Annotated in this window: 20 protein-coding genes and 1 tRNA gene; 9 read left to right on the top strand and 12 right to left on the bottom strand. The window is 45.2% G+C overall.

Going from position 1 to position 22,295, the window contains the following annotated elements; all coding sequences use genetic code 11:
• Window position 1 precedes the first annotated feature (1 nt).
• Window positions 2-823 carry a mechanosensitive ion channel family protein gene (locus IV55_RS00495; RefSeq protein WP_225425840.1) on the bottom strand — a complete coding sequence of 274 codons (822 nt, stop codon included), beginning with the start codon at window positions 821-823 and terminating at the stop codon, window positions 2-4.
• 151 nt (window positions 824-974) lie between these two features.
• On the opposite strand from IV55_RS00495, the gene IV55_RS10495 reads away from it, so the two are divergent.
• Window positions 975-1,124: a hypothetical protein gene (locus tag IV55_RS10495; RefSeq protein WP_169790610.1), complete on the top strand. Its 150-nt coding sequence runs from the start codon at window positions 975-977 to the stop codon at window positions 1,122-1,124.
• A gap of 218 nt (window positions 1,125-1,342) precedes the next feature.
• On the opposite strand, the gene IV55_RS00490 is transcribed toward IV55_RS10495, so the two are convergent.
• The gene (locus tag IV55_RS00490) at window positions 1,343-3,148 is read right to left on the bottom strand and encodes an AAA family ATPase (RefSeq protein WP_057808446.1); all 1,806 of its coding nucleotides are present in this window, start codon (window positions 3,146-3,148) and stop codon (window positions 1,343-1,345) included.
• A gap of 205 nt (window positions 3,149-3,353) precedes the next feature.
• On the opposite strand from IV55_RS00490, the gene IV55_RS00485 reads away from it, so the two are divergent.
• Window positions 3,354-3,425 (top strand) — tRNA-Asn (locus IV55_RS00485).
• Window positions 3,426-3,496: 71 nt separating this feature from the next.
• Here IV55_RS00485 and IV55_RS00480 read toward each other — a convergent pair.
• The gene (locus tag IV55_RS00480; protein WP_057808445.1) at window positions 3,497-4,048 is read right to left on the bottom strand and encodes a TetR/AcrR family transcriptional regulator; all 552 of its coding nucleotides are present in this window, start codon (window positions 4,046-4,048) and stop codon (window positions 3,497-3,499) included.
• Between the two features lie 128 nt (window positions 4,049-4,176).
• On the opposite strand from IV55_RS00480, the gene IV55_RS00475 reads away from it, so the two are divergent.
• The gene (locus tag IV55_RS00475) at window positions 4,177-5,052 is read left to right on the top strand and encodes a ketopantoate reductase family protein (RefSeq protein ID WP_057808444.1); all 876 of its coding nucleotides are present in this window, start codon (window positions 4,177-4,179) and stop codon (window positions 5,050-5,052) included.
• 180 nt (window positions 5,053-5,232) lie between these two features.
• Here the strand turns inward: IV55_RS00475 and IV55_RS10650 are convergent, their stop codons facing one another.
• From IV55_RS10650 to IV55_RS00455, 5 genes are all read right to left on the bottom strand, one after another.
• On the bottom strand, window positions 5,233-5,463 hold the full coding sequence (locus IV55_RS10650; protein WP_307725032.1) for a polysaccharide deacetylase family protein: 231 nt from the start codon (window positions 5,461-5,463) through the stop codon (window positions 5,233-5,235).
• A 43-nt stretch (window positions 5,464-5,506) separates the two neighbouring features.
• Window positions 5,507-5,968 (bottom strand): polysaccharide deacetylase family protein, encoded by a 462-nt coding sequence (locus tag IV55_RS10640; protein ID WP_307725031.1) that lies wholly within the window; start codon window positions 5,966-5,968, stop codon window positions 5,507-5,509.
• A 136-nt stretch (window positions 5,969-6,104) separates the two neighbouring features.
• Entirely contained in the window at window positions 6,105-6,422 is a 318-nt protein-coding gene (locus IV55_RS00465; protein ID WP_057808443.1) for a hypothetical protein, read from the bottom strand.
• Window positions 6,422-7,636, bottom strand: a complete 1,215-nt coding sequence (locus IV55_RS00460; RefSeq protein ID WP_057808442.1) for a glycosyltransferase family 2 protein — start codon at window positions 7,634-7,636, stop codon at window positions 6,422-6,424. The genes IV55_RS00465 and IV55_RS00460 overlap by 1 nt, the downstream gene beginning before the upstream one ends.
• A gap of 18 nt (window positions 7,637-7,654) precedes the next feature.
• Window positions 7,655-8,785, bottom strand: coding sequence for a family 20 glycosylhydrolase (locus tag IV55_RS00455; RefSeq protein WP_057808441.1), 1,131 nt, complete (start codon window positions 8,783-8,785; stop codon window positions 7,655-7,657).
• A gap of 157 nt (window positions 8,786-8,942) precedes the next feature.
• Here IV55_RS00455 and IV55_RS00450 point away from each other — a divergent pair, with 157 nt between their 5' ends.
• From IV55_RS00450 to IV55_RS00440, 3 genes are all read left to right on the top strand, one after another.
• A complete protein-coding gene (locus IV55_RS00450) occupies window positions 8,943-11,306 on the top strand; it encodes an ATP-dependent DNA helicase (protein ID WP_057808440.1) in 2,364 nt (787 codons plus the stop codon).
• A complete protein-coding gene (locus tag IV55_RS00445; RefSeq protein ID WP_057808439.1) occupies window positions 11,306-11,920 on the top strand; it encodes a uracil-DNA glycosylase in 615 nt (204 codons plus the stop codon). Before IV55_RS00450 ends, IV55_RS00445 begins: the two co-directional genes overlap by 1 nt.
• Before the next feature lie 119 nt (window positions 11,921-12,039).
• Complete coding sequence (locus IV55_RS00440) at window positions 12,040-12,681, top strand: SDR family oxidoreductase (protein WP_057808438.1); 642 nt, start codon at window positions 12,040-12,042, stop codon at window positions 12,679-12,681.
• A 482-nt stretch (window positions 12,682-13,163) separates the two neighbouring features.
• On the opposite strand, the gene IV55_RS00430 is transcribed toward IV55_RS00440, so the two are convergent.
• Genes IV55_RS00430 through IV55_RS00415 form a run of 4 tightly spaced genes read right to left on the bottom strand, consistent with a single transcriptional unit; the run spans window position 13,164 to window position 18,500 of the window.
• Window positions 13,164-14,933, bottom strand: coding sequence for an ABC transporter ATP-binding protein (locus tag IV55_RS00430; RefSeq protein ID WP_057808436.1), 1,770 nt, complete (start codon window positions 14,931-14,933; stop codon window positions 13,164-13,166).
• Window positions 14,933-16,651, bottom strand: coding sequence for an ABC transporter ATP-binding protein (locus IV55_RS00425; RefSeq protein WP_057808608.1), 1,719 nt, complete (start codon window positions 16,649-16,651; stop codon window positions 14,933-14,935). The genes IV55_RS00430 and IV55_RS00425 overlap by 1 nt, the downstream gene beginning before the upstream one ends.
• 42 nt (window positions 16,652-16,693) lie before the next feature.
• Entirely contained in the window at window positions 16,694-18,163 is a 1,470-nt protein-coding gene (locus IV55_RS00420; RefSeq protein ID WP_057808435.1) for a DUF4097 family beta strand repeat-containing protein, read from the bottom strand.
• Window positions 18,144-18,500 (bottom strand): PadR family transcriptional regulator, encoded by a 357-nt coding sequence (locus IV55_RS00415; RefSeq protein WP_057808434.1) that lies wholly within the window; start codon window positions 18,498-18,500, stop codon window positions 18,144-18,146. Before IV55_RS00415 ends, IV55_RS00420 begins: the two co-directional genes overlap by 20 nt.
• Window positions 18,501-19,005: 505 nt before the next feature.
• On the opposite strand from IV55_RS00415, the gene IV55_RS00410 reads away from it, so the two are divergent.
• The 3 genes from IV55_RS00410 (at window position 19,006) to rsgA (ending at window position 22,259) form a co-directional block, all read left to right on the top strand.
• Window positions 19,006-19,671, top strand: a complete 666-nt coding sequence (locus IV55_RS00410) for an SDR family oxidoreductase (protein WP_057808433.1) — start codon at window positions 19,006-19,008, stop codon at window positions 19,669-19,671.
• Entirely contained in the window at window positions 19,640-19,990 is a 351-nt protein-coding gene (locus IV55_RS10125) for a MerR family transcriptional regulator (protein WP_162260722.1), read from the top strand. Before IV55_RS00410 ends, IV55_RS10125 begins: the two co-directional genes overlap by 32 nt.
• 1,267 nt (window positions 19,991-21,257) lie before the next feature.
• Window positions 21,258-22,259 (top strand): ribosome small subunit-dependent GTPase A, encoded by a 1,002-nt coding sequence (gene rsgA, locus IV55_RS00400; protein WP_057808431.1) that lies wholly within the window; start codon window positions 21,258-21,260, stop codon window positions 22,257-22,259.
• Window positions 22,260-22,295: the final 36 nt, after the last annotated feature.

Below are 22,295 nucleotides of genomic sequence, written 5' to 3'. Positions count from 1 at the left end.
GTTAGTCGGTTGTTTCGGTCTGTGCAATGGCGGTTAGATACGCAGTCGTAAAGGTTGCCTTCACGTTTGCGGCATCCCCATTTTTCACAAAAAACGTAACCGACACCATTAGTCCATGTGTGTCTGGTAGCAAACTTGGTCCTTGAATAAGTGCCCGCCCAACGATTTCAGGATGTTTAGGCAGAAGTCGTTCATTGACCTGTTTGATGGCTTTAGTAACGATTGTCGTTTGACTGGCCTCTTGATAGGGAACGTCAATTTGAACGCGTAGATTACTGCGCGATAAGTTGGTAACGGTAGTGATACTGCTGTTAGTGATGTAGTTAAGGCCGCCGTTAGCGTCTTTAACCGTAGTGATGCGCAGACCAAAGGCAACAACACGACCGGTAGTTTTATCATTAATGATGACATTGTCGCCAACTTCCATTTGTTGTTCCATTAAAATGAGAAAGCCAGCAATGACATCTCTGATGATCCCTTGTGCGCCGAGCCCAACGATCACGGTAACAATTCCGGCACTGGCGATCAAAGTCCCAATTGGAAAGCCGAGAACGCTCAGAATCGTATAAATCGCAAAGAAGACGACCACATAGCGTGTCGTGTTTCGAATCAGTGTGTGCAGCGTGTCCGCACGCTTTTTATTAATCCGCTTTGATTTCATATAAGTGTCAAAACTACGATCAATTAAGAAGATTGCTAACCGGTTAACTAACCAGAAAACCACTGTGTATAAAATTACCTGTACAACGATATTTATTAATTGTGGTCCCAGTGTGCGCCAGCGAAATTGATCAAAATATTGATTTAATGCAAATGATTTCATAATGCGCTCCATAATGATTATTAATAATTACTTTAGCATAATCCAGGAATCGTCAGCAGCCAACATTTATCACAAATGAAACCGATTACAGATGACAAATGATAGGTGAAATGCTTATAATGTAGCTAATAAAAACAAGGAGGTATTTAGCATGGATAATTTCGATGATTTGAAGGATAAGGTTATGGATACTGTCAACGATGTTAAGGACAAGTTGCCTGAAGACAAGGTTGATGAAGCCGAAGACAAGTTGAAGGATGTTGCCGGCGATGCCTTAGATAGCATCAAGGACAAGTTCTAGTCAGTCAGCTAAAGAAAGAGTTTGGGACATAAATCATTTGTCCCAAACTCTTTCTTTGATTTACGAACTTAAATAGCGAAAACGTGGGCCAAAAGTCAAGCCGCTGTGCAGACTACGAACTACCTATCGGGTTGAAGACCAACCCGTACGACAGTTCTAGGTCTTGCTCACGACTTCCCGACTTTTGGCCCACGCTCTTTTTTTATTGGTCATCGTTATTAGGTGAGTAGCGTTAGGGTTTTAGTACCACGCGAGGCGGCAACATAGCGACGGTTGGCGCCATTTTGAGGATCGGTGTAGTAGTCACTGTCCCAATCGACGATAATAACATGGTCGAACTCTAAACCTTTTGCGGTAACGAGATCCAAAATGTTGATACCGGCACTGATTTTGGTTTGTCCCTGGCGTGTTAATCGAGTTGTATCGGGAATTTCGTCGGCAAGGCGTTTAGCAGCTGCAGGTGTTGGCGTGATGATCCCTAAGCTTTGATCGTCTGCTAATTTGTTGGTTGCTAATAGTTCGGACCAAGTCGTTAATTTGCGTTGTGTCGGCATTAATCCTGGCGCTTGGACAGCTTGAATCAAGGGTGACCACTCGGTTGCGTATTGTGCAAAGAAAGCGGTAATGGCTCCAGTCGCGCGATAGCTCGTGGTTAGGTTCAAGGGTTGAACAGACCGATTGGTAAACCACGTAGTAATCGAAGGAGCTGTACCAAATAACCGTTGTCGATGATCACCAACGATGGTAAATTCTGCGGTCCCAAAGATGGTCGTTAGCAATGCCCAAGTATCGTCATCGTAATCTTGTGCTTCATCGATAAAGACGGCTTTTGTGCTTGTTTGATGATAATCTGTCAATGCAAATAGCAGATAGAGCTGATCGTAAGTCGTCAGCGATGAGACACCAAGCATGTGTGCGACTGTGTGCCAGTTGAGCCATGAGGCAGGATCATCGGGCAGTTGGTGGACTGCTGCTAGCCAGCGCCAAACGCCACGCATACGGGCAACGAATGGCATCGTGGCAGATGTTTGGTGTAACGCATTTTCTGGCAGTTGCAAGGGTGTTAAGTCAACAGGTTGCTGAATGCGTTTGGCAAGTTGGACAATGTGATTATTGGCTTGTGTGACGTCGGCGAAGCCAAATTGTGTGCCTAATTGGTGAATTAAAGTTGGGTAGGTGACACTAAGTGGTTCTTGTTCACCAAGTGCGGGCAAGACACCCTGAATGTACTGGCGAAAGGCTTTGTTGGGTGTGATGAGCAAGACGGCATCTGGAGACCAATCACCACGGTGCTGATATAATTGAAAGGCGACGCGTTGTAACAAGACGGATGTTTTACCACTACCTGCAACACCATCGACAAGAACAACGGGATGCTGCGTCTCACGAATGATCGCATTTTGTTCAGCTTGAATCGTTGCGGTGATCTCTTGTAATCCGTCGCGTCGGTTTTCAGCGAGAACGGCTAGCAGAAGTTCATCGGTGAGTGCAGCGGTCGTGTTAACAACAGACACTAAGCGATCGTGATCAATTACAAATTGTCGTCGGCCTAAGACGGTGACTTCGATCGTACGATTGTTTGCTTGATAACTTGTTGCGCCAGTCCGATTTGCGTAATAAGCTTCGGCGACCGGTGCGCGCCAATCATAAATCAAGTCGTGCGCGTCGTCGTCCGCATAGCCGACTTTTCCAAGATAGACGGCTTCTGGATCATCGTCGCCATAGTCGAGTGTTAATTTTGCAAAGTAAGCTTGCGGTATTAATAATTTAGCGTGGGCCAACCGAATGCTTGTGGCATCATAACGAACGTTTAATGCGTCGATTTGGCGGTTATTCGCTTCGATGTTAGCAAATGTGTCCAGTGTCTCAGTAATAGATCCTAAGTCTAAATGACCGTCTTGACCAAGTTGCTGTTTAACTGAGCGACCTTCTGTCGTTAAGGCGGCTAACCGCTTTGTCAATTTGTGCACATCGGTTGTCAAGGTATTGAAAATGGTGTGTAGATGCTGTGCTTCTGTCTCCATTGGCTCACCTCCGGCATTCTAGTTTACGCGCTCACTAACAAAGAACCAGACTGTTTTTAGCTTGCCAGCCCATGGTATAATACAGTGGGAGCAGGAATTAAGGCTGTTAAAAAGCTGTTGTTAGTTAAAATGGCAATTTAATAAATTTTATTATTGACTTCTCATATTCCAATTGATAAGATACATAACATCAACAAAACAACATTGCTCGGTGGCACAATGGTACTGCGTTCGACTGTTAATCGAAAGTGTGTTGGTTCGATTCCAACCCGAGCAGCTTGAAGTTCACGAATAAATGAAAAATCTCGTTATAATCAGCCTTTACTGGCAGATTATAACGAGATTTTTTTATGCTTTTAAGTAGTTGGCGGCACCTTGTTGAAAAAGTGTCTCGACCATGGTTGATAAGTCTGTGGCGGGGAGGTTCTTTCCTTGTTGAATCCATGTTTGAAACAATGCAAAGGCGGTGGCGACATAGACTTCCTTGAGATAGGGCGTTAATAAGTCATTCTTGCCGGAAAAGTTGAGCAGTTTTTCGAAAGGGATTTCGGCTTTTAAGCGATTGAGAAAGTGTTCACTGCCATGCGGACCAAGGACCGCCTGCAGCTTTGAAAAGTAGCGTTCGTCATCTAAGCAGTTGACGATTGTGGCGAGCTCCTGATTAGGGGTGGATTGGTTTGCTAGCCCATCATGAACTTCAGCGAGTACACTGGCCTCGACAGCATTCCGAAGTTGGTAAATATCTTCAAAGTGTTGATAGAATGTGCTGCGATTAAAACCAGCAATGGTGGTGAGCGTCTGCACGCTTATTTTTTCGATTGGTTTTTGGCTGTATAAAGTACAAAAAGTATCGATGAAGACTTGTTTTGTATGGTTAGTAACTTGCGGTTGTTTGTTCATTAGTCATTCCTTTTGGCGGTGAGCCATCCAACAGAAAGACACAAATTGTTGGTTGATAGCGAGACTTTAAAGCTTGATGATGGTGCTACAAAACAGCATACACTTCAAGAAAAGGACAAGACAAGCTAATGAAAAAGCAGAAACGGATCTTAATTTTTGGTGCTGGCGTAATCGGTAGTGCTTATGCGGTGAAATTTATTGAGGCGGGTGTTGATGTAACACTTTTCGCACGGTCTACCAGGTATGTCACATTGAAACGCGACGGCTTACGGTATTTAAAAAAAGGAAAATTAGTAACGGTCAGGGCGAAGGTTATTGATAAACTTGCAGACGATGATATTTATGATTTTATCTTTGTGACGGTTCGGGCTGACAAGGCGGCATCAGCGTTGTCGGCGCTGAAAGAGAATCGTAGTCCGAACATCGTTACCTTGATTAGTAATGCGACTGATTTTTCTAAGTGGCAGGCAATTGTTGGAGCACGTTTATTGCCGGGCTTTCCCGGCGTCGGTGGTCAGTTAAATGATGGTGTGTTAAATGCACGTTATTTACCGAAGGTGTTAGCGTCCACCACAGTGGGTGAAATTGATGGCACAGTGACGCCCCGGCTCAATGAGTTAGCTGCGTTATTTGAAGCAGCTAAGCGCCCACTCGCTATTCAATCCGACATGCAGGCGCTTTTAATGACACACGCAGTTTCTGACATTGCAATGTTAGGCACTTTGTATGATGATCACATTCCAGATAATCGTAAGGCACAGGCCATGGCCGTTAAGCTTAAGACGACTTTATATGCACTTCAAAGTACGGGAATTTCAGTGACACCGGCAACCACGAGATTAATCCTGTGGATACCCAATGCGGGATTACGTTTGTTTTTTGGACAATGGTTAAAAACAAACATGGTTAAAGAAATGAAAGAACCAGCATATGCACAAGGTGCCAAACGCGAGATGCAATGGCTCGAAGCTGACCTAGAGAAGTACTTACACACACATAAATAGCCAAAAGTAGCGAGTTTAAGACAGAAGTCATCTTGTCCCAAACTCGCTACTTTTGATTTACCAACTTAAATGGTGAAAACGTGGGCTAAAAGTCAAGTCGCTGTGCAGACTACGACCAACCCGTACGGCAGTTCTAGGGCTTGCTCACGACTTACCAACTTTTGTCCCACTCTCTGGCTATTATTCAGTTGCTTTTCGACCGGACAGCCAGTTAGTCACACTGTGCCAACTATTGGAATTGATGATGACCCGCGGTGTGCTCTTTAGGTCACTATGGCGACCAACAATGCCGGTGTTCAACGTATAAATCACCTGCAAGGGTTGCTGTTCCAAAAATGCCTGCACTTGCGGGGTACCAGTTCCATAAGGATAGGTGAAGATCGGGGTTTCACTACCTAATTTTCGTTGCATGACATCTTGGCTAATGCTGTAATCATGACGGAAATGGGCAAGGTTATGTGGCACATTGAAGACGGGGGTACCGTTGGCGGTGAGGTAATGCATGTTGTGCGTATGCACGTTTGTCGCCGGCACGTTTCTGAAGCGCCAGAATCTGCGGCCAGGTAGCTAATTTTGTGCCATCACGATATTCGCCGGTGTTACCAGTAATAACTAAAATGGTGAATGGATAATGATGTTTCAACATAATGGGGGCAGCGTTATCCACCGTTGTCCGATCGATGTCATCAAACGTTAAGACGACGTAGTGTCCGCGAATCGCTTGCCGTTGATCGACCATTTGAACCATTTGTGCTGTGGAGATGACTTTAATATGATGAGCTGCTAGGTAGTTCATCTGTTTCTTAAAGTCACTGACATTCACGTTGAAATCGTGAAATTGACTGTTGGAAGACAGCCGTTCATCGACTTTGACGACTTGGTTATCATCTAAAATCCGGTGATAACAAAAGACCATGATGCCGTTTGGCCGCTGTTGGTCGCGTTCTGAAATGGTGTAGCTGGGACGATTACCGAGTTCAAAGGTAATGCTGCGATGGACGGTGATGGCTAGTAAGCCACAAAAGACGAGTAAAAAACCGCCTAAAAGTCATTTACGCGTTGTCTTGTTCACGTTGTTTAGCCCTCCGTTTCAAAGCATTGATGTGCAGCGTGCCGAAAAAGGTAATCAAAGCGGCTACTAAGACTACTAAAACAGCGAGTACCTTGTACAGGTGTAACGACAAGTTCAAGACTAGGTAATCGGCAACCAAAGCATCTGAGTACCGACCCAATAAGAATGACACGTTGATATAAATGATAAAGCCGGTCACTAACCAAAGAATCACAAGGATGATGGCGCGTCGTAACATGGCAAAGATGCTTGGTCGCTTCCGAATAATTAAGTTGGGGTGTTCATTTTGTTGTCGCATTATAACCCCCGGTCTGGGCTCTGCCACGTACCATGACGATGGGGATCCAGAAAGAATGATGCCAGTGCGGTGAGGCAGCTGGATAGGTTGATGAACCAGTAGAAGATGATGTAGACGGGGAGAAGTAACAAATCCTGCCAGGAAATAAAGTCTGACTGACGTGAATCAGCAAACCCAATGATAAATTGAATCAAGCTGATCAGTAGCAATAAGAATAAGACGACCCCATCTAAAATCAATGTCTGTGTGAAGAGAATGGTAAAGATGTAAAACAATAAGACAAACGCACAAGCCAAGGCCCACGTGTTGCTTAAGACCATGTCTAGTAAGAGCCATTGTGCACTTAAGGGTCCCTTTAAAAAGAGGCTTTTGTTGTTCCAAAGAACTTCGAATCCACCACGAGCCCAGCGTTGTCGTTGCCGAATCAAGGCCATTACGTGTTCAGGGACCAGGATCCAGGCAACAGCCTCTGGGCAATAACGAACCTGCCATTGATGTTGATACAAACGCCAAGTTACGTCGATATCTTCAGTCAATGCAGCTGGATTCCACCAGCCAACATCGGCGAGGGCAGCTTTACGATAAGCAACGACCACTCCTGAAACGGTAGTGATGTGGCCAGTTAAAAAGGCCTGTCCACGTTTGATGATGTCAATGACACCAATGTATTCCAGGAGTTCTAACCGTCCTAATAAACTAGTTCGATTTCGTACGATTGGTTTGCCAGCCACAGCACCGATTTTCGGGTCATCATAGAAACGAGCCAGCATTGGTGTAATTACATCTGCATCGACATAACAATCGGCGTCTAGGCAAAGTAGAATTTCACCTTTTGCAACCTTAGCACCTTGGTTTAAGGCGTTGGCTTTCCCACGGTTAGGAGATACGGGGACCACTTTGATGGCACATCGATTGGCATGCGCTGTGGCAAGTTGGTGCATAACAGCCAGCGTGTCGTCATCGCTACCATCATCGATTAGAATTAACTCGATATTTTGATAGTGCAAACTGGCGACTGATTCAACGACACCGCTGAGCGTTTGGCCCTCGTTATGCGCCGGAACCAGGACTGACACCAGCTCGTCTGGTTGTCCCTTGTGGTCGTTGATTAAGGGTACGGTATGTTGCTGAATACTGAAGAAAATGGAACTGATGATCCAAATGATTGAAACAATTACTGGATATAAAATGACGTAAGAACTAACAAGGTTCATGGTGATCTCCGTGACTGATTAAATTGGCTGACGTGCGAGTGTCAAAAAGTTTTTGACGAACGGTTTCGTACGTGTGTAAATGGTTTGGTCGCTAACTTTGAGTCCTTTGTCCGCCCAAATTGAGGCACTGCTGCCGACGATGCCATGCAGTGTATTGAGGCTGGATTCAGCATCGTTATCCCAGATGGTGGGATCCCAATTCTGACGCATATCAGAACTCATGTAGCGAATGTTTTTAGGCTTTAAGTCACTGCTCGTTAAATTAACATACAAGTAGTAGTCATTATAGTTGAGTACTTTAAAGCCGTGATGAATAAGCGCCGGCATGGTTGCCCAGCTTTTTTTACGGGCTTTCCCAGCGGAGCCTTTTTCGTCAGCAGTCCAGTTCCAGTAGGTAACTTGAATAGCTGGATCGAACGACTTGAGTGAGGTAGTTAAAAAACCATCATTCCATGCTTCGGGAATGAAGCCGGCCTGTTTTATATTGGCTGCTAAAGCGTTTAGATAACGTACATAAGGTTTGTTCGCAGTGGTTTGATCCGTGAATTCATCACCGCCCAGATGGAAGCGGGCGTTTTCCTGACCAGTAAACGATTGCGCTACTTCGGTATCTAATTGGCTGATAAAGGCGATACTAGCTTTGTTTAATTTAAATTCAGGCCCATAGTCGGTTTGTTTAGTGATCAACTTTTTGACCAGTGCTTGCTGACCACTGGCCTTCATAGTAGCCGCTAAACCGTCGATGTGCGCCGGCGTATCAACTTCTGGGATAAGCGTGATATGTTGCTGCTTAGCATAAGCAAGCAAGTCTGCAATCTGGGCTTTGCTATAGAAAGGTTGATGCGTGGTGTTGTTACGCCACACGCCGTCAACTTCAGTCGCGTTGGCCAGTGTTTGTCCGGCAGTATCATTTTCAATCGCAAAGGACTGCTTATCGCTCAGATGTAATTGTACAAACTGCCCGTGGTTTTCACTGACGGTCGTGATGAACTGTTTGATCGTGTCGACTTGATAATACCGACGCGCAACATCCAGTGTTAGCCCGTTAAACTGACCGTTAGCCGGAGCCGCCTGTGCGTGTATCTGGGGTGTGCTTAGCCACAAGCAGAGACTCAAGAAAAGCAGTAATAATGTTTGTTTTCGTTTCATAATTAGTTTCCTCATAAATTAACCGGCTTCCATCATACAACTGCTTTTCGAAAATGTCGGGAAAAATTGAAAATCGTTAGGGATTTCCAATGTTCACCGACATTTTGAGTACCTGTGCTAAAGTAGATAAAGATATTTTAGAAAGGCGGTGAATTTTTTGGCAACCATCAAATTAGGGATTCGCGAACTTGTCGAATTTGTGCTGCGCAGTGGCGATTTGAATCCACAAACAGAACGAAGCATGAATACGGCGATGGAAGGGTCCAGAATTCACCGCATGCTACAGAAACGGCGTCTCGAAGAACATCCCGAGTACGAACATGAAGTGGGGATGAAGACGTCTGTTACCATGAATGGCCAGGAATATTCGATTCATGGTCGTGCTGATGGTGTGTTTCAACCAAATGACCATTACCAAATTGAAGAAATCAAAACTTCTGACTTAGCCTTTAATGATGTACCAGAAAGCACCATGACCTTATATTGGGGTCAGGTGCAAGTGTACGGTTACTTGTTGATGCAAGATCAGCAGGTAGATCACGTCACGTTACAGCTGACTTATTATCAAACCGGTGAAGACAAAGTGACAATCACCGAGCATGAACAGACGAAGGAAGAAGCAACAGCCTTTTTTCAATCGCTAGTGGATGAGTATGAGTCCTGGCTCATTTTGCGGGCTGATTTACGTCAGCGGCGGGATGCGAGTATCACGGAACTGGGCTTCCCGTATGGTGCTTATCGACCAGGCCAACATGAATTGGCGGCAGTCGTGTATAAGACGATCATGCTCAAAAAGCAGTTGTTAGTGGAAGCGCCCACAGGAACGGGAAAGACGATTTCCACTTTGTTTCCTACCATCAAAGCCATGGGGGAGGGCCTGGTACAGCGAACCTTTTACCTAACGGCTAAGCAAAGTACCCGCCGCGTTGCGGAAGAGGCCATTGGGTTAATGGCAACGCAAGGATTGCACGTGAAGAGTATTACGTTGACCGCCAAGGATGTCATTACGTTTGTCGAAGAACGAGATGTCGCGCCTAGTGATAATCCGTTTATGCTGGGCTATTATGATCGTTTGAAACCAGCATTGATGGACTTACTGGAACATGAAGATCAGTTGACCCGTGACGTCATTGAAACCTATGCGCGTAAACATTCAGTTGACCCATTTGAGTTTTCGTTAGATGCTAGTTTATTCTGCGATGTCATTGTTTGTGATTATAATTATTTATTTGATCCGTTTGTTTATTTACAGCGCTTTTTCAGTGAACCTGACCAAGACAATTTTTTCTTGATCGATGAAGTTCATAACCTGTTGAGCCGTGCGCGGGAAATGTATTCTACCAGCGTTGACGAGCAGTCAGTGGTCGCGCTGAAGCCATTATTTAAAGGCGACCGCGGTTTTCATCGACGGGTGAATGCCTTGGCAAGTGTTTTTAAATCATTAGGCGAACTGTTAACCAGTGAACAAAAATCTGAATTAACCCTTCGACCACAGTTAGAAGCCGTCGTCGATGAACTGAGTAACTTTACGAACTATATTGCAGAATGGTTGCCACGCCAAGAGGATGGGCTTGAGTTACAACAATTGCTCACGGTGTACTTTGCCTGTCTGAATTACATTCGTTTGAGTGAAAACTATAGTGACGTCTATCGGACGCGGATCTTAGAAACGAACCAGGGCATTGTGGTGCGATTAACGTGTTTAGATCCGAGTGCGTTTTTAAATCAATCGATGCATTTTGGCCGCGGGGCCGTTTTATTTTCAGCTACCGTATCACCAACTGACTATTATCAGCGGGTGTTGGGTATCGATGAGGACGGCGTGACTTATCAGTTACCGTCACCTTTTGAAGCACATCACCAGGCGATTTTGGTAACCAACTACATTCAGACGACTTATCGCGAGCGCGAAGCAAACCTTGATCACATCGTGGATAGTATTGATGCGTTGCGTCGAGGCAAAACGGGGAATTATCTAATTTTCTTTCCTTCCTACGGCTATTTAGCAACAGTTGCCGATGCCTTTGCTGCTGCGCATCCTGAGGTTTCAATAAGACGTCAGGAAACGGGGATGGATGAAACTGCGCGGCAGGCATTTTTAGATGCTTTTACCAGCACGCCAACCGAAACGCTGGTAGGGTTTGCTGTTCTTGGTGGTATCTTTTCTGAAGGAATTGATTTAGCAGCCGATCGATTGATTGGTGTAGGGATTGTCAGTGTTGGGCTACCAGGACTGAATCCAGAAACGAACTTAATTCGTGACTATTTTGATAGTCAAAATGGACGTGGCTTTGAATTTGCCTATCAACTACCTGGTTTAAATAACGTTTTGCAGGCTGCGGGTCGTTTGATTCGCAGTGCCAGTGACGTCGGGGTAGTGGTGTTGATGGACCAGCGTTTCAGCCAGCCGCGGTACGCCCGCCTTTTTCCGCCACATTGGCAGGACTGGCGAGCAGTTAAGACTACTGATCAATTGAGTCAGTGTATTGATAATTTTTGGGCACAAACGGAGGCTGACTGATGGCAACGTTCTTAACAGATTTGATGATTGAACAGGCAAAGCAACTGATTAATGAAAACCCAAAGTTAGAGGGCTTTGTGCCTGGCGAAGGGTCGCTAACGCCGAAATTTGTATTAGTTAGCGAGGCACCTGGTGCTAAAGAAGCCGAGCTTAGTTATGGCTTTCAAGGCCCAGCTGGGAGAGAGTTAAATCGTTGGCTAGAATTACTTGGTGTGACACGCGATGAAATCTATATGACAGGTGCGGTGCGTGCGCGGCCATTTGATGAAACTAATGGTCGAAAACGTGATCGTAAACCGAGCCGCGCAGAAATCGCTGACTTTGCCCCATTGCTTGATTTTGAGCTTAGCCAGTTGCCGGATAATACGCTATTAGTACCATTAGGGAATACCGGGCTACAACGTTTACTGGGTAACCGGTTAACAATAACTAAGATTCATGGTGACTTGATTAAGTCACCAGTATTGGAATATCACTTAGCAACTAAGAAATATTTGCCTAGCAAACGCGTGTATCCGATATTGCCACTTTTTCATCCTTCATATAGTCGCCGGTTTCCTAGCAAACGACCACTGATCGACGCTGATCTGGCTGTTTTGAAAGAATTATTATAGATGCCAGCTATTTGCAAGTGTTCTGACTTGAACTTCTAACTGTAATTATTATAATTACAGTTAGAAGTTCATTTTATTACTAGACTATTTTCGATGAATCAATCAAGGAGGAACTAATGATGAAAAACGTACTAGTCTTAGGTGCCGGCGGTCATATTGCGCAATTAGCTGAAGCATTTATGTTGGAGCAAACAGATGCAAAGTTGAAACTATTCTTACGTCATCCAAATAAGTTGAACGACGCTTTAGCGGCGCGGGCAACTGTTGTGACCGGTGATGTGATGGACAGTGATGTGTTAGACGCTGCTATAGCTGGTCAAGACATTGTTTACGCAAATCTAGCAGGTCATAATATTGAAGATGAGGCTAAAGCTGTTGTTGCTGCAATGGACAAAGCTGGTGTCAAACGCTTAGTGTGGATTTCAACATTAGGTATCTACGATGAAGTGCCTGGTGCATATGGTAAGTGGAACCATGAAATGTTAGACGATGGATACCTGCCAACATATGCAGCAGCTGCGAAGGTGATCGAAGGTTCCGACTTGGATTACACGATTATTCGCCCCGCATGGTTACAAAATGAAGATGAAGTTGACTATGAATTGACCGAAAAAGGTGAAGCCTTCAAGGGTACAGAAGTTTCCCGTAAGAGTATCGGCTCCTTGGTAGCAGCCATCGTGGCTAAACCGGAAGAACACATCAGAGCATCATTGGGTGTAAATAAGCCTAATACGGATGGTGATAAACCAAGATTTATGTAGACCAGAGAGCGAACCAGCCCGGTAGGCGTCGAGCAATTGCAGGAGCGGTGATTGTGGGCGAACTTGGCCCACGAGCAGCGATCAGGCAATGCACAGGCGGCTGGGCTGGGGAGCTCGTTTTAGACCAGAGAGCGAACCAGCCTGTTCTGAATCCGAGCAAGAACAGGGACGGTGGTAGGAGCTTTAGCTCCGGACAGCGGCCAGGTTCTGCACAGGATTCAAGGCTGGAGAGCTCGTTTTCGCTATATAACCGACAACGTTTGGTTCTCTAACCCGCAACGAAATCGCACATAAAAAAATGGGAGTAAGACAAAATTTATTTGTCTTACTCCCATTTAATTTTACGAATTTAAATAGCGGAAACGTGGTCCAAAAGTCAAGTCGCTGTGCAGACTACGAGTGATACCGGGTTGAAGCCCAACCCATACGGCCGTTCTAGGTCTTGCTCGCTACTTCCCGACTTTTGTCCCACTCTCTTATGTTTATTCAAACACAAACTGATTGTGATACAACTCGGAATAAAACCCGTGTGCGGCCAGTAACTCTTGGTGAGTGCCTTGCTCAATGACATTCCCATCTTTCAACACGACAATCTTATCAGCGTTCAAGATTGTTTTTAATCGATGAGCAATCACAAAGCTGGTCCGACCTTGCACGACAGTATCCATGGCTTTTTGAATCCGTGATTCGGTCACCGTGTCAACGTTAGATGTGGCTTCATCCAAAATTAATAGTGATGGGTTTGTCAAAATTGTGCGCGCGATGCTGATCAGTTGTTTTTGACCAGTGGAGAAAATCGCATTTTCATCGGTCACTTTGGTGTCATAGCCGTCATCTAATGTCATGATGAAATCATGGATATTCGCTTGTTTAGCGGCAGCAATCATTTCGTCATCAGATGCTTCTGGCCGACCATACTTAATGTTGAAACCAATCGTACCTGAGAATAACACACTATCTTGTAAGACGATGCCGACATGATCACGCAACTGTTTTAAACCAAGTTCACGAACATCGGTGTCATCAATGGTGACAGCACCCGAATCGACATCATAGAAGCGATTCAGAAGATTCATTACGGTCGTTTTACCAGAACCAGTAGGGCCGACTAAAGCAACCATGTGGCCTGGTTCAACATCAATGGAGACGCCATGCAGAATTTCGCGACCTTCGTTGTAGCTAAACCGGACATCCTTCAAGGCTGCGCCAGTTAGTTTGTCAGGAATTGTTAGACCTTGTTCAGGCTGCGTTTCTTCCGGTTCATCAAACATCTGGTTTAAACGCCGGGCGCCAGTAACTGCTAACTGGAACATGCTGTAAAGGGTAGAAACTTGTGTAATTGGTTGATAGAACTGCTGTGAGTATTGGACAAAGACGACCACTAAACCTAACGCAGCGGCGCGCCCCATGCCGGAGTTTAATGCGAGCCAGCTACCAAAGAAGATAACGATAGCGGTATTGACCAAAGACATCCCTTGCATCAGTGGAAATAACATTCCCGAATAAGTCTGCGCAGTTGTTGTGGCGTCTTTAACTTCTTTATTGTGTGGTAAAAAACCATCAATGGAATCTTGTTGCAGACCATTGGTAATGATGATCTTTTGACCGGAAATCTGTTCATTGACGTAACCATTCAAACTACCAACAGCATCTTGCTGGATGTCTGTATACTTGCGCGTTTGTCGAATCAAAAAGGCGGCTAGCAAAATTGCGACCGGCGCTGAGGCAATGGTGACCCAGGCCATTTTTACATTTTGCTGGAACATGACGATTAGAATCCCAACCATCATTGCCGCATTCGTCATGATTTGGGCGAGTGCTTGGTTCAATGCGTTAGAGATGTTATCTAAATCACTGGTGAAGCGACTCAGCACGTCACCATCTTGGTGGGAATCAAAGAAGCGAATCGTCATCCGTTGCAGTTTGGCAAAGAGGCCGCGCCGCATCCGGTTCGTCGCATTACCAGTTACATAGGTGACAACGATGGTTGAAATGAACGTTCCGACAGCACCTAAGATGAAATAAATTACGAGTAACCAGATGAAGTGGACAAAGTTGCCCTTGTCATCAACACCGTGCATTAAACCAAATACATATTTTGCCAAGGCGGTAATTGCTTTACCCATGAAGATGGGGGCTTTTACCTGGAAGTAGGTCCCAATGATGATGCCAATCGTAATGATTAAAAAACTAATTTTGTAGCGTTTTAAGTAGTGGTAGAAAAAACGCATTGAGCGCGTTACATCAGACATTAGGCCTCCTCCTTTCCCTTTTGTGTGTGATAAATTTCTTGATAAACAGCGTTACTTTTAACTAGTTCTTGATGAGTGCCTTCACCAACCAACTGTCCTTGATCAAGGACCAAAATCCGGTCAGCGTGTACAACCGACGAAATCTTTTCAGCAATCACGAAAGTTGTGGTGCCTTTGAGCTCATCGTTTAAGGCCTCTTGGACGAGCTTTTCAGATTCAGCGTCCAGCGCGGAAGTGGAATCATCCAGAATCAAGATCTTAGGTTGGCCGATTACGCCACGTGTAATGGAGAGACGCTGCTTTTGTCCGCCGGAAAAGTTACTGGAACGTTCTTCAATTGCAGCGTCGTAGCGTTCAGGCAAACGGTCAATAAATTCTGAGGCTTGGGCAATGCGACTCGCACGGTCCATGTCTTTTTCATCAGCCGACTTGAGTCCTTGTTGTAAATTCTGTGCGATTGTACCAGAGAATAGAATGGCCCGTTGTAAAACAAAAGCGACGGCTTTACGTAAGGAGCGTTCATTAACATCACGTAAATCAGTGCCACCAACAGATACGGTCCCACTTTGCGGATCAAACAAGCGGGGGATTAGCTGTGCGAGCGTGGACTTACCAGAGCCAGTGGCACCAACGATGCCAATCATTTCACCTGGCTGCACGTTAAAGGATACGTCTTTCAAAGTTGGCTGATCATCGCCTTCATAGGTGAAGGATACGTGGTCAAAGTTGACCGAACCAGTCAGTTCACTTGCTGGAGCGTCTGCTTTGTAGGTCACGTCCGGCGTTGTTTGCATGATTTCATTTAGCCGACCGAGTGAGACCATCGCCCGCGCGGAAAATGTCAGCATCATGCCACCATTGATGATGGCAAACATAATTTGCATCAAGTAGTTAATAAAAGATGCAATGGCGGCTACGGCACCAGGATGTGTTTTGGCAATATCACCGGTGAAGTAAATGGCAGATGCCACAGCTAGACTACCAATCAACATGAAGGCGGGGATGATAATTGAAAAGATAATACCAACGGCAATGTTCTGGTCGTTCAAATCATCAGAGACTTTATTGAAACGTTTTTGTTCGTTAGTCTCTTGGTTAAAAGATTTGACGACCCGCACGCCGGCTAAGTTTTCCTTAGCAAGTTCGTTCACGCGGTCGATGAGGTGCTGCATGAGTCCGAAACGCTTACCCATACGGCCAAACGTACCGGTGACCACACCAACCACCAGCACAATTTGAATCACGATGATCCACCACAGCTGGGGAATTGTGTTCAGCGCTAGAATCAACGCACCGACAAACATAATCGGTACTCGAATGAGCATTTGGAAGACATTCATCAGCAAGGTTTGAATTTGCGTAATGTCATTAGTTAACCGGACAACTAAATTACCAGCGGAGAAGCGTTCAACGTTGCCAAAAGAGAATGTTTGAATCTTTCGGTAAGCAGCTTCCCGAATATCGGCAGCCATGCCCATAGATACTTTGGCAGCAAAGATGGTATTTAAAACGCCAGCAATCAAGCCAATGACGGCGATAATAACTAGGTCAATGCCAAGTGACATGACTTTGTCGTTGTTACCAGCCAAAATGGCATTGATAACCTTCTGTAGTAACTTTGGTTGCCAAAGGCTGGCGCCAGCAATGATAACGGCCGATAAAATGGCCCAGAAACTGCCCCAGGCGTAACGCCTGAGATGTGGTTTAATGACGCTCAAGAACATGACCTTCTTTCTATATGAACGAGGTTGTTAGTAAGTTTAGCGAACAGTAATGGTACCAGAATCAGCTGCAGCAGTCACGTAAATGTGCGGGTCTTCACCGACAGCACCGTCTTTGAAGGACATTTGATCATGATCATAAATAGCGCCTGCAGGTCCGGAAACCTTGCCACTCTTAGCTTCAAGATCGAAGTTATAGAAAACATCAGGCGCGAATGCTAATTTAATCGTGCCAGAGTGGGCGAGCGTATCCAGGTTGCCAGTTAAGGCACTAAATGCCAAATTGACCGTTCCTGAACTGGCATTGATAGAACCACTCCCTGTTAGTTGATCGCCGCGAATAGAACCAGATTTTGCCTGAATATCAAATTCCTTAACACTGACGGTATTCAGACGCACAATGCCGCTGTGAACACGTAGCCGTAATAGACCGTCTGCGATAAATTGATTGAACTTAACAGAACCTGAATGACTATCAACATCTAAATCAAGCACGTGGCCACCGTTAATTTGCAGGCTACCACTGTGTAAGTTGACGCGTACCTGGCCGAGCGTGCCAAAGTTAGTCATGCGAACTGAGCCAGAGTGACTCGTTAGCCGTAAATCGCCAGTGAAACTAGTTGGGATGAGCAACTGTGTTCGAATGCGAAGGGGCAAGAGGTGGGGATGTCTACCATTGCGAATGGTGAGGGTGCCATCTGAGACGGTGCTTGTCCCTAAGTAGCTGGCATTGGTGCGGCTCATATATTCGCGAAAGATAATTTGATCACTGTTTGGGTTCGCCAGTACGCGGATGTTAGCGTCGTCGTAAGTGAAGTCGATTCGTTCAATGTCCTTGGCGTCATATGCCATTTCGTTAGCAAGCGGCAGACTTTCAACGTGAATTTCAGTATCGGCCGCATCAGCTGCGTGAAAACCTTTGTCAAAGTCGGCAAATGTCTCGTCGTTTTGATGCTCGTCATGGTGCCACTTGTCAGTTCTTGCACTGGTGCGATTTGGTTTTTCTTCAGTACGAATGCCGTTTTCATCAATCACAAGTTTGCCTAAACGAACGCCATCTTCGGTAAAGCTGACCGTTCCGTTATTAATGTCGACACCATGATTATCGATCCGCAGTGTTTTGCCATCATGAATAAAGACGCCATCGCTATTAGCAGTAAAGGTGCTTCCACCATCTACCGTTACCTGGCCGTCATTGATGTCAATGTGGTGGCCTTGCTGTTCATAATGGCCTTCATGCTGATGCGTTTGCTCGTCATCAGCTGAAAATTCAGGTTGTTCACCATTACTAATTTCATCCACCAGATCATCCAAGTCACCTAAACGGTCAAAGGCGTCATTGACAGCATCAAGCATGGTGGCCCCTTTTTCATGTCGTTCATGAGCGGCTTCACTTAAATCGGCGGTTAACTCCTCACGTAGTTCAGTCATTTCAGCACTAGCAGGATAGTCTGCAAAGTAATCTGTTAAGCGGTCATTAACCATGTTATCAATCGTGTCCATTTTCATCGATCCTTCCTGTAATTAAGTCATCAATAATGTCTTTTGCAAAGCGCCAGTCAGCAATATCCTTGGCCAATAACTGTTGTCCTTGCTCAGTCACTCGGTAATATTTTCGTCGACCGCCTTGCGATTCATCGCCCCAGTAGCTTTCAATATCACCATTTTTCTCCATGCGACGAAAGGCGGTGTAGAGGGTTGCTTCACTTAATTCGTACGCATTGTTGCTAAGCTGTTGCACGGCTTTAGCAATTTCATAGCCGTAGCTGTCGCCTTGGCTAAGCACGTTCAGGATAATTGAGGTCGTGTGACCACGAATGATATCCTTTGAAATCTCGGGTTTCATGTTGTGCCTCCCGGTTATTGTTATTTTCGATCGACAACAATGTATCACGTATTACTGTGTGTGTCAAAGTAATGTGGCTTAAAAATGTTATGTAGTGTCGTCAGTCCACCAGCCGTTAGCGAACTCGCTGTGCTCGTCGGCAGACAATTGAGGTCCCTAGTCGTTCGGACTTTGCACAATTCTTGTGCAGCCCTCACTAACGGGACGTCAACTGTCTGCCATCGCTAACGACTGGTGGACTGACGAGTGTGTTTTGCGTTGCAAAACGCACAGTCGACACACACTGTAACCGATTTTCCTTAGCGTGCCTGTAGTCAGCGTCGAAACCAGTTTTAAGCGTGATTTTACTTCAAATATGATTTGTTTTTAGTGAATAGCTATGAGTAGCGAATTTTGAGACGGTCGAGAGTGGAATACAAATATATTTAGAAGGGGTTTATCCTTGACCTAAAGCACGCTTTAGGTTGTAGACTAGCTTCAACATAGCAAATGGGAGGTTAGAAAAATGATTTTTGTAATGGGTGCTAATGGTCAAAATGGGAGAATGGTCATCGATGAATTGCAGAAGAAACAGCTAGTTCCTATCGCCGGTGTACGTCGTGAGGAGACTGCAAAAGAATTCTCCGATCGAGGAATAGCTTCTGTAGTAATTGACTTAATTAATGATCGTGTTGAGGATATCAAGGCGAAGCTACCAGAGAATATTGAAGCAATAATTTTCACAGCAGGTGCGGCACAAAATCGGCCACAGGATGCAGTATGGTTGGATTTAGATGGAGCGGTTAAACTAATGACTGCTGCTAAGGCAAAAGGAATCAAACATTTTATTATGGAATCTGCGGCTGGAGCAGAGTCGAGGGACACCTGGTCTGTGTTTGATATTCCAATTTATTATTTGGCAAAGTATTATGCGGAAGAGGCTTTAATTCATAGTGGTTTGAATTACACTGTTGTACGACCTGCTATTTTGACAAATGAAACAGGTACTAATCATGTTGGCCTTATTCAAGGCGATAATCGAGTGAGCCGTGCAGATGTTGCTGCAGTAATGGTACAAGCAGTATTAGATAAAGAGCTTCTAAATCAGCGTTTTGATCTTTACAATGGTGTTATTCCGATTACTGAGGTAGGTGTACAACTTGAAAATATCGAAAGTCGCTCAACTGACTAATGTACCAATTTCTACAATTAGGTATTACGACGATGAAGGAATCTTATGTAAAATTCCTCGTACTAGCGGAGGTCGGCGAGAGTTTAGTGATGTTGATGTAACCTGGTTGAAAAATATCACAGTATTGCGAAATGTTGGCGTATCCATTGAAACTTTGAGGCGCTTAGCGAAATTGAATTACGCAGCGCCCGATATTTTAGCGCGGCGTCAAGACCTGCTGACTTTAGAACTAGCTAAAATCCAAGGAAAACTAGCTGAACTTGTAACTGCTGAACGAGTTTTGAAGTCAGAAATCGATACGCCGACTTTGCTGCATTAAGTATAGTGAAGACTTGTTTGAAAGGCTTGGATAAAGAGGCGTGTGGGCTTGTGTTGTTTGCCAAAGGTAAACAACACTCGTCCGTAAACAGGGTAAACACGATGGCGAACAACTGCCGCCCTGGGAGTAGAGACCGCGGAAGAATTCCGCAGGGCGAAACGGCAAGGGCCACAGTTGTTCGCCGACGAGCGTAGCGAGTTCGTGTTTATCCTGTTTACGGACGATCTGCACCAATCAATGTAACAGCAGGCAAACAAAAAAGGCTCCGAGCCTTCTCTACTCGGAACCCATTACATCAAGGAAAGATCCTCAACCGGCGTAACAATCATTTTACAATTAGAAATGGTCTAACACCTCAATATTCAATTTACGTAATCCCTTGTCCTGACCTACCTGTCCACTTGTAAATGTCTGCTAATGTGGGCGAAGCGGCAATCAACATTACCACTGGTCGCTCATCACCGTTTGATCGACAGGCTAGCGGCGGTATAGGTATCACGCGTGGCACACATATGACTAGCTATCAGTCATACACCTCCCAGAGTGAAACCTTATTGTGTTTTGGTACGGGAAACGCTGAAACTCCTTGATTCACTGGGAGTCCCTTAAACTAACTTGGTCATTGGAATCGCCTGCTTTGATTCGTTCTTCATCGCGACATGCTCATCAAGTGATACTTGGGGAACAATGGTACAAATTCGTGGAGCTTTTGAAACATGGTTCTTGAAACTTAGATACTTAAATCTTGATTCCTGAAGCTGAGCTGCTACCGTAACCTACTGTGTCACCGACTTTAGCGCGGATGGCTAATTGCGTCATCAATGCGCGGGGGATGTTTCTCAACATCAAAACGTTACGTGACCTGCGGACTACCAGCGTGACTCCGCTGGGGTAGCTTTGGCAACCACACTATGGTTCACAGAACCAGCCTAGTTGGCTGCATTGAGAAGGCGTCGATCGAGGGAGGGAGTTCCTTTCCTCACCAGTATAGTAGCACGAATTGGTACCGCTTACAAACAATATGTCTCTATTTGCTTTTTGTTGTTTAAATCGCGCATTGATAAGGGTTTGAGCGTCCTTAAGGGTGTTGCTAAAGTGAAAAAAACTAGTTGAATTTGCACACTAATGTTGGTAGAGTACTGTTCAAGCACTTTAGTGCAATTTGAAATGGTAGGAGAAATTTTTATGTGTAAACGCGAGGACATTGTGCGCTAGCCAAGGAGGCTAGTGGGACGCCTCCAGGATTTAAAAAGTCTGGGAGGACACAATGGAAAAGAAATATCAGGTAAGTTTACAAGCACAGGATAACTATAAAGTTATTGACGAAGACAATCACGAATTTTCAGCTAAGTTAGCTGGGCGATTGTTTAATGAACAGCAGCGGCCGATTGTTGGCGACTATGTCATGGGTGATGCGCAGGCAGATTTTGTTCTGATCAAGACGTTGCTACCACGACAAGGCGTTTTGAAACGAAGTGGTGGCGTAGATGGTCAAGCACAGTTGATTGCGGCTAATTTGGATTACGTATTTATCACCATGTCAGTAAATCAGAATTTTAGTTTGCCGCGTTTAGATCGTTATGCGACGCTGGTTTGGGATAGTGGTGCGACACCAGTGGTCGTGCTTACGAAAGCCGACTTAGCTAGTGACATTCAGTTAGCAGAAGGGGTTCAACAAGTCCGTGATAACATGTTTGGAATTGACGTAATCACTACAAAACAAACAGATCCGGCACTAATTCAGACGGTCTTTACACCATATTTAAGTCATGGCAAAGTGATCGCCTTTGTTGGCTCATCAGGTGTCGGCAAATCAACGTTAGTGAACGTATTGATGCAAGAAAACGTTGAACGCACTGAACGTGTCCGTGACAGCGATGATAAAGGGCGGCATACGACAACTAGTCGGGTGCTGCACGTTCTTCAGGGCGGCGCACGGATTATTGACACCCCTGGAATGCGTGAAGTTGGCGTCGCGGATGCTAGTGAGACGGCAGCAGCACAAAGTTTTAGTGACATTACGGAGCTAGCAAAACAATGTCGCTTTACAGATTGTCAACATGAGACGGAACCGGGCTGTGCAGTAAAACGTGCCGTGAAAGACGGCAGACTAACGCCTGAACGGTTGGCGAGTTATCAGAAGCTGCAACGAGAAATGCAGTATGCAGGTCTATCAGGGCGTCAAGTTGAACAAACAAAACTAACACGGCTATTGAAAGATGTCGGCGGGCAAAAGAATTTCAAAAAGAACATGAAGCATCGCCGATAATTTAGCGTTTTGAACTTGAAAAAACGAAGAGAGTGA

Source organism: Furfurilactobacillus siliginis, from assembly GCF_001437435.1.
Taxonomy (GTDB): Bacteria; Bacillota; Bacilli; order Lactobacillales; family Lactobacillaceae; genus Furfurilactobacillus; species Furfurilactobacillus siliginis.
The sequence above is the reverse complement of the archived record's forward strand: the minus strand, read 5'-3'. Positions and strand labels throughout refer to the sequence as shown.

Excerpts from the sequence above, each read along its gene's own strand:
- IV55_RS00460 (WP_057808442.1), bottom strand. The coding sequence starts at position 7,636 with ATGAACCTTGTTAGTTCTTACGTCATTTTATATCCAGTAATTGTTTCA.
- IV55_RS10495 (WP_169790610.1), top strand. The coding sequence starts at position 975 with ATGGATAATTTCGATGATTTGAAGGATAAGGTTATGGATACTGTCAAC.
- IV55_RS00465 (WP_057808443.1), bottom strand. The coding sequence starts at position 6,422 with ATGCGACAACAAAATGAACACCCCAACTTAATTATTCGGAAGCGACCA.
- IV55_RS10640 (WP_307725031.1), bottom strand. The coding sequence starts at position 5,968 with ATGGTCTTTTGTTATCACCGGATTTTAGATGATAACCAAGTCGTCAAA.
- IV55_RS00495 (WP_225425840.1), bottom strand. The coding sequence starts at position 823 with ATGAAATCATTTGCATTAAATCAATATTTTGATCAATTTCGCTGGCGC.
- IV55_RS10650 (WP_307725032.1), bottom strand. The coding sequence starts at position 5,463 with ATGCAACGAAAATTAGGTAGTGAAACCCCGATCTTCACCTATCCTTAT.
- IV55_RS00480 (WP_057808445.1), bottom strand. The coding sequence starts at position 4,048 with ATGAACAAACAACCGCAAGTTACTAACCATACAAAACAAGTCTTCATC.
- IV55_RS00430 (WP_057808436.1), bottom strand. The coding sequence starts at position 14,933 with ATGTCTGATGTAACGCGCTCAATGCGTTTTTTCTACCACTACTTAAAA.
- IV55_RS00490 (WP_057808446.1), bottom strand. The coding sequence starts at position 3,148 with ATGGAGACAGAAGCACAGCATCTACACACCATTTTCAATACCTTGACA.
- IV55_RS00420 (WP_057808435.1), bottom strand. The coding sequence starts at position 18,163 with ATGAAAATGGACACGATTGATAACATGGTTAATGACCGCTTAACAGAT.
- IV55_RS00410 (WP_057808433.1), top strand. The coding sequence starts at position 19,006 with ATGATTTTTGTAATGGGTGCTAATGGTCAAAATGGGAGAATGGTCATC.
- IV55_RS00440 (WP_057808438.1), top strand. The coding sequence starts at position 12,040 with ATGAAAAACGTACTAGTCTTAGGTGCCGGCGGTCATATTGCGCAATTA.
- IV55_RS00415 (WP_057808434.1), bottom strand. The coding sequence starts at position 18,500 with ATGAAACCCGAGATTTCAAAGGATATCATTCGTGGTCACACGACCTCA.
- IV55_RS00445 (WP_057808439.1), top strand. The coding sequence starts at position 11,306 with ATGGCAACGTTCTTAACAGATTTGATGATTGAACAGGCAAAGCAACTG.
- rsgA (WP_057808431.1), top strand. The coding sequence starts at position 21,258 with ATGGAAAAGAAATATCAGGTAAGTTTACAAGCACAGGATAACTATAAA.
- IV55_RS00455 (WP_057808441.1), bottom strand. The coding sequence starts at position 8,785 with ATGAAACGAAAACAAACATTATTACTGCTTTTCTTGAGTCTCTGCTTG.
- IV55_RS00475 (WP_057808444.1), top strand. The coding sequence starts at position 4,177 with ATGAAAAAGCAGAAACGGATCTTAATTTTTGGTGCTGGCGTAATCGGT.